Origin of the sequence: Streptomyces himastatinicus ATCC 53653 (assembly GCF_000158915.1) — a bacterium.
In the GTDB taxonomy this organism is placed as follows: domain Bacteria; phylum Actinomycetota; class Actinomycetes; order Streptomycetales; family Streptomycetaceae; genus Streptomyces; species Streptomyces himastatinicus.
Window position 1 is genome coordinate 4635324 of sequence record NZ_GG657754.1, and the last position, 8972, is coordinate 4644295.

8 protein-coding genes and 1 pseudogene are annotated in these 8972 nt (G+C 71.5%); all 9 read right to left on the bottom strand.

Annotation, left to right across the window (positions count from 1 at the left end; all coding sequences use genetic code 11):
* Positions 1–36 precede the first annotated feature (36 nt).
* Positions 37–429, bottom strand: a complete 393-nt coding sequence (locus SSOG_RS19255; protein ID WP_009715916.1) for a YccF domain-containing protein — start codon at positions 427–429, stop codon at positions 37–39.
* On the bottom strand, positions 426–1289 hold the full coding sequence (htpX, locus tag SSOG_RS19260; protein ID WP_009715917.1) for a zinc metalloprotease HtpX: 864 nt from the start codon (positions 1287–1289) through the stop codon (positions 426–428). Before htpX ends, SSOG_RS19255 begins: the two co-directional genes overlap by 4 nt.
* Positions 1290–1424: 135 nt before the next feature.
* Positions 1425–2975 carry an NADH-quinone oxidoreductase subunit N gene (locus SSOG_RS19265; protein WP_009715918.1) on the bottom strand — a complete coding sequence of 517 codons (1551 nt, stop codon included), beginning with the start codon at positions 2973–2975 and terminating at the stop codon, positions 1425–1427.
* A complete protein-coding gene (locus SSOG_RS19270; RefSeq protein ID WP_039938086.1) occupies positions 2975–4618 on the bottom strand; it encodes a complex I subunit 4 family protein in 1644 nt (547 codons plus the stop codon). The genes SSOG_RS19265 and SSOG_RS19270 overlap by 1 nt, the downstream gene beginning before the upstream one ends.
* Before the next feature lie 3 nt (positions 4619–4621).
* A pseudogene (locus tag SSOG_RS19275) lies at positions 4622–6641 on the bottom strand (NADH-quinone oxidoreductase subunit 5 family protein).
* Entirely contained in the window at positions 6638–7084 is a 447-nt protein-coding gene (gene nuoK / locus SSOG_RS19280; RefSeq protein ID WP_009715921.1) for an NADH-quinone oxidoreductase subunit NuoK, read from the bottom strand. Before nuoK ends, SSOG_RS19275 begins: the two are co-directional and overlap by 4 nt.
* On the bottom strand, positions 7084–7644 hold the full coding sequence (locus SSOG_RS19285; protein WP_009715922.1) for an NADH-quinone oxidoreductase subunit J family protein: 561 nt from the start codon (positions 7642–7644) through the stop codon (positions 7084–7086). Before SSOG_RS19285 ends, nuoK begins: the two co-directional genes overlap by 1 nt.
* On the bottom strand, positions 7641–8228 hold the full coding sequence (locus tag SSOG_RS19290) for a NuoI/complex I 23 kDa subunit family protein (RefSeq protein WP_009715923.1): 588 nt from the start codon (positions 8226–8228) through the stop codon (positions 7641–7643). Before SSOG_RS19290 ends, SSOG_RS19285 begins: the two co-directional genes overlap by 4 nt.
* A partial coding sequence (locus SSOG_RS19295) for a complex I subunit 1/NuoH family protein (protein WP_009715924.1) occupies positions 8228–8972 on the bottom strand: 745 nt, incomplete at its 5' end. The genes SSOG_RS19290 and SSOG_RS19295, both read right to left, overlap by 1 nt.

Consider the following 8972-nt stretch of genomic DNA (forward strand, 5'->3'; position numbering starts at 1 on the left):
GCACGGCGGACTGCTCGCCGGGTGACCGGAACCGGGTCAGCGACCGGCGAAGGGGCGGTCCGTCGGGACGATGTCGTGGCCGAGGGGGGTCAGGGAGATCGGGATCAGCTTGAAGTTGGCGATGCCCAGCGGGATGCCGATGATCGTCACGCACAGCAGGACGCCGGTGACGATGTGGCCGAGGGCGAGCCACCAGCCCGCGAGGACCAGCCACAACACATTCCCCACGCAGGAGGCGGCGCCCGCGTCGCGGCGGGGGACGGCGATGCGGCCGAAGGGCCACAGGGCGTAACCGGCGATGCGGAACGAGGCGATCCCGAAGGGGATGCCGATGATGGTGATGCACAGCAGCAGGCCCGCCAGGACATAGGCGCAGGCCATCCAGAAGCCGCTGAATACGAGCCAGATGATGTTCAGAATGGTCTTCACGGTTGCTCCCCCGCCATTTTTTCGAGCCGTGCGATGCGCTCCCGCATGGGCGGGTGCGTGGAGAAGAGCTTGGACATGCCACCGCCCGCCCCGAACGGGTTGGCGATCATCATATGGCTGGCGGTCTCCAGCCTGGGTTCCGGGGGCAGCGGCAGCGCTTGCGTGCCCGCTTCCAGCTTACGCAGGGCGCTGGCGAGGGCCAGGGGGTCGCCGGTGAGCTGGGCGCCGGACGCGTCCGCCTCGTACTCACGGGAGCGGCTGACGGCGAGCTGGATGATGCTGGCCGCGAGCGGGCCGAGGAACATGATCAGCAGCATGCCCACGAAGCCGGGGCCCTCGTCGTCGTCGGACCGGCCGATGGGGATCAGCCAGGCGAAGTTGACCAGGAACACCACCACGCTGGCGAGCGCGCCCGCGATCGAGGAGATGAGGATGTCGCGGTTGTAGACATGGCTCAGCTCATGGCCGATGACCCCGCGCAGTTCCCGCTCGTCGAGCAGGCGCAGGATGCCGTCGGTGCAGCAGACCGCCGCCTTGCGCGGGTTGCGGCCGGTCGCGAAGGCGTTGGGGGCCTCGGTCGGGGAGATGTAGAGCCGCGGCATGGGCTGGCGGGCCGCGGTCGACAGCTCGCGCACCATCCGGTACAGCCCCGGCGCCTCGAACTCGCTGACCGGACGCGCCCGCATGGCCCGCAGGGCGAGCTTGTCGCTGTTCCAGTAGGCGTACGCGTTCGTCCCGAGGGCGACGAAGACCGCGATGATCAGCCCCATCCGGCCGAACAAGCTGCCGATGACGATGATGAGCGCCGACAGTCCCCCGAGGAGTACGGCGGTCTTCAGCCCGTTGTGCCGGCGGTGCACGCTACGCCCTCCCGAAAATGCCACAGGGGAACCCTTTGACTGGTGTCTCCACCTTCCAGTGGACCCTCCTGAACTGGTCAACGCCAGGTGAGGGTCACTAGTTCCCTTGTGCACCCTTGTGCACCTAGGGCGCCGCTAGAGCAGGGCGCCCGAGGCGAACCGCAGGACGAGCTGGGGGGCGCCGGAGAGGGCGATGCCGAGGACGGCGGCGAGGCCGATGGCGGCCGTCAGGGGGGCGGTCGCCGCCACCGGGGTGACGGATGCCACGCCCTCGTCCGAGGGGGCCTCGGGTGCGCGGAAGAGGACGGCCGTCCACTGGAGGTAGTAGTAGAGGGCGATCACCACGTTCAGCGCCATCACGACGGCCAGCCAGCCCAGGCCCGCGTCGACGGCCGTCTGGAAGACGGTCACCTTGGCGAAGAGCCCGATGATGCCCGGCGGCAGTCCGGCCAGGCACAGCAGGAAGAAGCCGAGCGCGAGGGCGGCGGCCGGGCGGGCGGCGTACAGGCCGCGGTAGTCGGTGATGCGGCCGGTGGGGTTCGTACGGGCGACGAGGGCGACGACCGCGAAGGCGCCGAGGTTCACGGCCGCGTACATGAGGGCGTACGCGACGGTCGAGCCGATGGCGTGGGCCGCGTCCCCGTCCGGGCCCGCGTATCCGGCGGCCGCGATGGGGACCAGCAGATAGCCCGCCTGGCCGACGGAGGACCAGGCCAGCAGGCGTACGGCGCTGTGCGCGCGCTCGGGGCGCTGGCGCAGCGCGGCGACGTTGCCCGCGGTCATGGTGAGGGCGGCGAGGACGGCGACGGCCGGGCCCCATACGTCGTCGTACGACGGGAAGGCGACGACGGTCACCAGGATGAGGCCGGAGAAGCCGACCGCCTTGCCGACCACGGAGAGATAGGCGGCCACCGGGATCGGCGCGCCCACATAGGTGTCGGGGACCCAGAAGTGGAAGGGCACGGCGGCGGTCTTGAAGGCGAAGCCGACCAGGGTGAGGACGACGCCCGCTTGGGCGAGCGTGTCGAGCCGCGGGTCGACGTGGGCGAGGCCGTCGGCGATGCGGGACAGGTGGAGGCTGCCGGTGGCGGCGTAGACGAAGCTGACGCCGAGCAGCATGACGGCGGTCGCGGTGACCGAGGAGAGGAAGAACTTCAGCGCGGCCTCGGAGGAGAGCCGGCTCTCCCGGCGCAGCCCGACGAGCGCGAAGGCGGGGAGGGAGGCCACCTCCAGGGCGACGACGAGGGTCGCGAGGTCGCGGGAGGCGGGCAGCAGGGCGGCGCCCGCGGCGGACGACAGCAGCAGGAACCAGAACTCGCCCGCGGGGAGCCGCAGATCCTGGATGCCGCTGATGGACAGCAGCGCGGTGAGCAGCGCCCCGCCGAGCACCAGCAGCTGGATGACGAGGGTGAAGGTGTCGGCCGTGTAGCTGCACGCGGCGCCGCCACCGGAGGTGAGGCAGAAGGTGGAGCGGTCGCCGTCCAGCAGGGGCAGCAGGCTGAGCCCGGCCAGGGCCAGGCCCGCTATCGCCAGCCAGCCCAGCAGGGGCTTCCGGTGCTCGGGCAGGAAGAGGTCGGCGACGAGGACGGCGAGACCGGCCACGGCGGCGATGGTGGGCGGTGCGACGGCGAGCCAGTCGACGGACTGGACGAGGCCCGCGGCGAGGTCAGAGGCGATCGGAGTCATCAGTTGCCTCCCGCGAGGAGCTGCTGCACGGCCGGGTCGGTGAGGCCGAGGAGGGCCGCGGGCCACAGTCCGGCGAGGACGGTGAGGGCCACCAGGGGGCTCCAGGCGGCGAATTCGTAGCCGTGGACGTCGGCCAGGGCGGGCCGGGGGGCGCCGTGTTCGGCCCCGGGTTCCACGGGGTGGTCGCCCATGCAGACGCGCCGTACGACGATGAGCATGTAGGCGGCGGTCAGCAGGGTGCCGAAACCGGCGAGCGCCATATAGGTGAGGTACGCCGGGCGGCTGAGCCCGTCGGCGGGTTCGAAGGCGCCGAACATGGCGAGCATCTCGCCCCAGAACCCGGCGAGTCCGGGCAGTCCCAGGGAGGCGACGGCGCCGAAGGCGAGCAGTCCGCCGAGGCGGGGCGCGCGGCCGTAGAGGGCGGCGCCGCTGATGCCCGAGAGCTGGTCCAGGTCGGTGGTGCCGGAGCGGTCCTTGAGGGCGCCGACCAGGAAGAAGAGCAGGCCGGTGATGAGGCCGTGGGCGATGTTGGCGAACAGCGCGCCGTTCACCCCGGTGGGGGTGAGGGTGGCGATGCCCAGCAGGACGAAGCCCATGTGGCCGACGGAGGAGTAGGCGATGAGCCGCTTGAGGTCGCCGCCCGCGCCGCTGCGATTAAAGAGCGCGGAGCCTCCGTTGAGGGTGGTGGTGGGAGACGGGAGGGCGAGGGCGAGGCAGGCGAAGGATCCGTAGATGATGCCGACGACGGCGAAGGCGGCCAGGTAGGGCGCGTAGGTGTGGGCGCCCTCGGGGACCATCGGCAGCACGATGCGGACCAGTCCGTACGTGCCCATCTTGAGCAGGACGCCCGCGAGGAGGACCGAGCCGACGGTGGGCGCGGCGGTGTGGGCGTCCGGCAGCCAGCTGTGCAGCGGCCACATCGGGGCCTTGACGGCGAGTCCGACGATGAGGGCGAGGGCGGCGATGAGCTGGGTGGTGTGGGTCAGCTTGGCGCCGTTGTCAGAGGCGAGTGCCACCATGTCGAAGGTGCCGCCCTTGACCCCGACGAGGAGGAGGCCGAGCAGCATGACGACGGAGCCGAGCAGCGTGTAGAGGATGAACCGCCAGGCGGCGCGCTCCCGTTCGGCGCCTCCCCACCGGTTGATGAGGAAGTACATCGGGATGAGCGTCATCTCGAACGCCAGGAAGAACAGCATCAGGTCGAGGACCGCGAAGCTGGCCAGGGTGCCGCCCTCCAGGAGGAGGAGCAGCGAGACGAACCCCTTTGGAGAGGGAGTGGATCCCCCGGCGGGCATCTTGTAGTACGAGTAGAGCGCGCAGAGGAACGTCAGCAGCGCGGTCAGGACCAGGAGGGGCAGCGAGACGCCGTCCACGCCGAGGTGGATGCGGATGTCCAGCGCCGGGATCCAGCTGATGTCGGTCTGCGCCTGCATCACGCCCGGGCGGCCGTGGTCGAAGCCCGCGGCGAGCGCGATGGCGGCGGCGAGCACGGCGCCGGTGACGGTGACGCCGTGGCGCAGCACGGCCTGCTCCGGGTCGCGGCCCCGCAGCCCGGGCGGGGCCGGGAACAGGGCGGCGACGGAGCCGAGCAGGGGGAGCACGACGACGGCCGCGAGGAGGTATTGCAGGACGGTGTGGTTCACGGGTCAGGCTCCCGCTGCGACGAGGACGGCGGCCACGGCCAGGACGAGGGAGCCCGCGAGCAGCGCGCCGAGATAGGTCTGCACGTTGCCGGTCTGGGCGCGGCGGACGGCCGCGCCGAGCAGGCGGGGGGCACCGGCCGCGCCGCGTACGTACGTCTCGACGACCTCGCGGTCGAGGAAGCGGACGAGGGCGGCGGCGGCGCGCACGGGGCGGACGAACAGGGCGCTGTAGACGGCGTCGAGGTGGAAACCGGCTGCGGCGTGGCGGTGGAGGGGGCCGAGGAGGAGGCGGCCGGGAATCCACCACATGAGCAACCCCGGCGATGGAGCCGTAGGCGGCCTCGTGGGTGGCGATGGCCTCGACCTCGGAGACGGCGTCGGCGGCGTCCGGGTGGGCGGCCACGGCGCCGAGCGGTACGCGGGCGGCCCGCGCCGAGGTGTGCCGCCAGGCGCCGTACATGACCAGCACGCCGATGAGGGCGGCGCCGGTGCCGAGGACGGAGGTGGTGAGGGTCGGGGTGAGGGTCTCACCGTCGAACCAGTCGGGGAGGGTGCCGTAGGACAGGCCGAGGGCGACCGTGGGGACGAAGAGCACCCACAGGACGGCGTTCAGGGCGACCGGCTGCCGGCCGTGGTCGGGGGCCTGCTCGCCCTTGCCGCGGAACGCGAGCAGCCACAGCCGTCCGGCGTACGCGGCGGTGAGCAGGGCGGTGAGCAGCCCGGCTACGAGCACGGTCCAGCCGACGCCCGTGGGGACGGCGGAGGTGTGGCCGGTGGCGGCGTGCTCGGCGGCGCCGAGGACGGCTTCCTTGGAGAAGAAGCCCGCGAACGGCGGGATGGCGGCGAGCGCGAGCAGCGCGACCGTGACCGTCCAGTAGGCGTCGGGGATGCGCTTCGCGAGGCCGCTCATGCGGGACATGGCGGCGAGGGAGTTCGTCCCGGCCGCGTGGATGATCACGCCCGCGCCGAGGAAGAGCAGCGCCTTGAACGCGCCGTGGGAGATGAGGTGGAAGACGGCCGCGCCGCGGTCGTCGACCGCCAGCGCGCCGGTCATGTAGCCGAGCTGGCCGACGGTCGAGTAGGCGAGGACGCGCTTGATGTCGTCCTGGGCGAGCGCGGCGAGCGCCGAGCCGACCATGGTGATCGCCGCCATGACGGCCAGGACGGCGAGCGCGGCGGCGGAGGACGCGAAGACGGGCAGCAGCCGGGCGATGAAGTAGACACCGGCGGCGACCATGGTGGCGGCGTGGATCAGCGCCGACACCGGAGTGGGACCGGCCATCGCGTCCGGCAGCCAGGTGTGCAGCGGGAACTGGGCCGACTTGCCCGCGACCCCGGCCAGCAGCAGCAGCGCGATCAGGGTGGGGTGGTCCAGCGGGATGCCGGAGGTGGTGGCGGTGAGCCGGGCGTAGATCTCGCTGATGCGGAACGTGCCGGTGTCCCCGGCGAGCGCGAAGATGCCGATCAGGAACGGGACGTCGCCAAGCTTGGTGACGAGGAACGCCTTGAGGGAGGCGGACCGGGCGGCCGCGGTCTCCCAGTAGTGGCCGACCAGGAAGTACGAGCAGATGCCCATGATCTCCCAGCCGACGAGCAGCACGATCAGGTCGTCGGAGTAGACGACGAGGAGCATCGCGGCGGTGAAGAGGGAGACGAGGGCCGCGTACGAGGGGTAGCGGGGGTCGTCCCGCAGATAGCCGGTCGAGTAGATCTGCACACAGCACGCGACGACGCCGACGAGGACCGCGACCAGGGCGGCGAACCCGTCGATGTGCAGCGCCAGGTCGATCGGGACCGAGCCGGTGTCGGCGAGCCGGGTCGCGACGGTCAGCGGCGCCTTCCCTGCACCCTCGCCACCGCCCTGCCGTACGGCGACGAGGACGGCGAGAAGTGTCGCGGCGACGGTGGGCAGGATGGCGAGGGGGCGTACGAAGCCGGGGGCACGGCGTCCCAGCAGCAGTCCCGCGGCGGCACCGAGGAAGGGCAGGAGCGGGACGAGAACGGCGGCGGTCGTGGTCGTCACGCGGTCTGCCTCCGGGCGCGAGTTCCCTGGTCGGCGCGGTCGTCGGGACCGTTGCCGGGGCCGTTGCCAGGGCCGTTGTCAGTGGCGGCTGCCATGCTGTCGTCGCTGTCGTCCGGGGGAACCTGTCCGCTCGGCGGGGGGTCGGCCAGGTCCCGGAGCCGGTCGACGTCGGAGGTGCCCCGGTTGCGGTACACGAGGAGGACGATGGCGAGACCGATGCCGATCTCGGCGGCGGCGATGGCGATGGTGAACAGGGTCAGCGCCTGGCCCGCGTGCAGGGTGTCGCGGAGCCAGACGTCGAAGGCGACGAGGTTGAGGTTGACGGCGTTGAGCATCAGCTCGACCGACATCAGCACCAGGATCGCGTTGCGGCGGGCCAGCACGCCGTACAGGCCGGTGCAGAAGAGGAGGACGGCCAGCACGGCCGGGTAGGCGAGGTGCATCAGCGCTTCTCCTCAACCTTCTTGCGGGACAGCACGATCGCGCCGACGAGCGCGGCGAGCAGCAGTACGGACAGCGCCTCGAACGGCAGCACCCAGTACCGGAAGAGGCTCTCACCCGAGACCGCGGTGGAGCCCTGCACACCCTTGTCGAGGTCGATCCAGGTGGCGCGGAAGGCGTCCACGACCACCCACACCAGCGCGGCCGCGGCGGCGACGGCCACCGCGAGCGCGGCCGGGCGGTTGCCCGAATCGGCGTCCGGGGAGCGGCCGATGGGCGCCTTGGTCAGCATCAGCCCGAAGAGGAGGAGGACGACGACGGAGCCGACGTAGATCAGCACCTGCACCCAGGCGATGAACTCCGCGGTGAGCAGCAGGTACTCCACGGCGATGCCGCCGAGCGCCACCACCAGCCACAGCGCGGCGTGCACCAGCTGCTTGGTGGTGACGGTGATGACGGCCGCGCCGAACGTCGCGATGCCCACGAGGAGGAAGGCGATCTCGACGCCGGTGGGCGACAGGAACCCGTGGCCGGTGGCGGCCAGCTGGACCGCGGTGCTCACGAGGCGGCCCCGTTCGTCCCGTCGTTCGCTCCTGCGTTTTTCGCCTCTTCGGCTGCCTTCGCTTCGGCCGCGGCGAGCTTCTCGGCGGCCTTGCGGGCGGCGCCGATCTCCTTCGGCTCCTCGGCGGCCGGGTCGAGCGCGGACGGCGCGGGCACCGTCCACATCCATTCGCGGAGCTTGTCCCGCTCATGGGTGAGGTCGCGGATGTCCTCCTCCGCGTACTCGAACTCCGGCGACCAGAACAGCGCGTCGAAAGGACACACCTCGATGCAGATACCGCAGTACATGCACAGGGCGAAGTCGATGGCGAACCGATCCAGCACATTGCGGCTGCGCTCGCGCCCGCCCGGCGCCGCCGGGGGCACCGTCTCCTTGTGGGAGTCGATGTAGATGCACCAGTCCGGGCACTCGCGCGCGCACAGCATGCAGACCGTGCAGTTCTCCTCGAACAGCCCGATCACCCCACGGGTGCGGGGCGGCAGTTCGGGCTGGGCGTCCGGATACTGCGCGGTGTGCGACCTGCGGGTCATCGTGCGCAGGGTGACGGCCAGGCCCTTGGCCAGGCCGGAACCGGGAATACCCATCAGGAGATCACCACCTTGACGACGCCGGTGAGGGCGATCTGGGCGAGCGAAAGCGGAATGAGGCAGGTCCAGGCGAGCTTCTGCAACTGGTCCTCGCGCAGCCGCGGGTAGCTCACCCGCAGCCAGATCACGACGAAGGCGAGGACGGCCGTCTTGAGCAGCGTCCAGAGCCAGCCCACGTCGCCTTCGAGCGGGCCGTGCCAGCCGCCGAGGAACAGGACGGTGGTCAGTCCGCACAGGATGACGATGCCCGCGTACTCGGCGAGCAGGAAGAGCGCGAAGCGCAGCCCGGTGTACTCGGTGTACGCACCGAAGATGATCTCGGAGTCGGCCACCGGGGCGTCGAACGGCGGCCGTTGCAGCTCGGCCAGCCCGGCGGTGAAGAACACCAGCCCGCCGACGATCTGCCACGGCACCCACCACCACTCGAACGCGTCGAGGATGCCGGGCAGCGACAGCGTGCCCGCGGCCATCGCCACGGACGCGGCGGTGAGCAGCATCGGCAGCTCGTACGCCATGAGCTGGGCGGCGGTACGGAGGCCGCCGAGCAGGGAGAACTTATTGGCCGAGGCCCAGCCCGCCATCAGCGAACCCAGCACGCCGACGCCCATCACCGCGAGCACGAAGAAGACGCCCGCGTCGATGACCTGCCCGACCGCGCCGCCCGGGCCGATCGGGATCGCGACCAGGACCAGCAGATACGGCAGCAGCGCGACGGCGGGCGCGAGCTGGAAGATCCGCCGG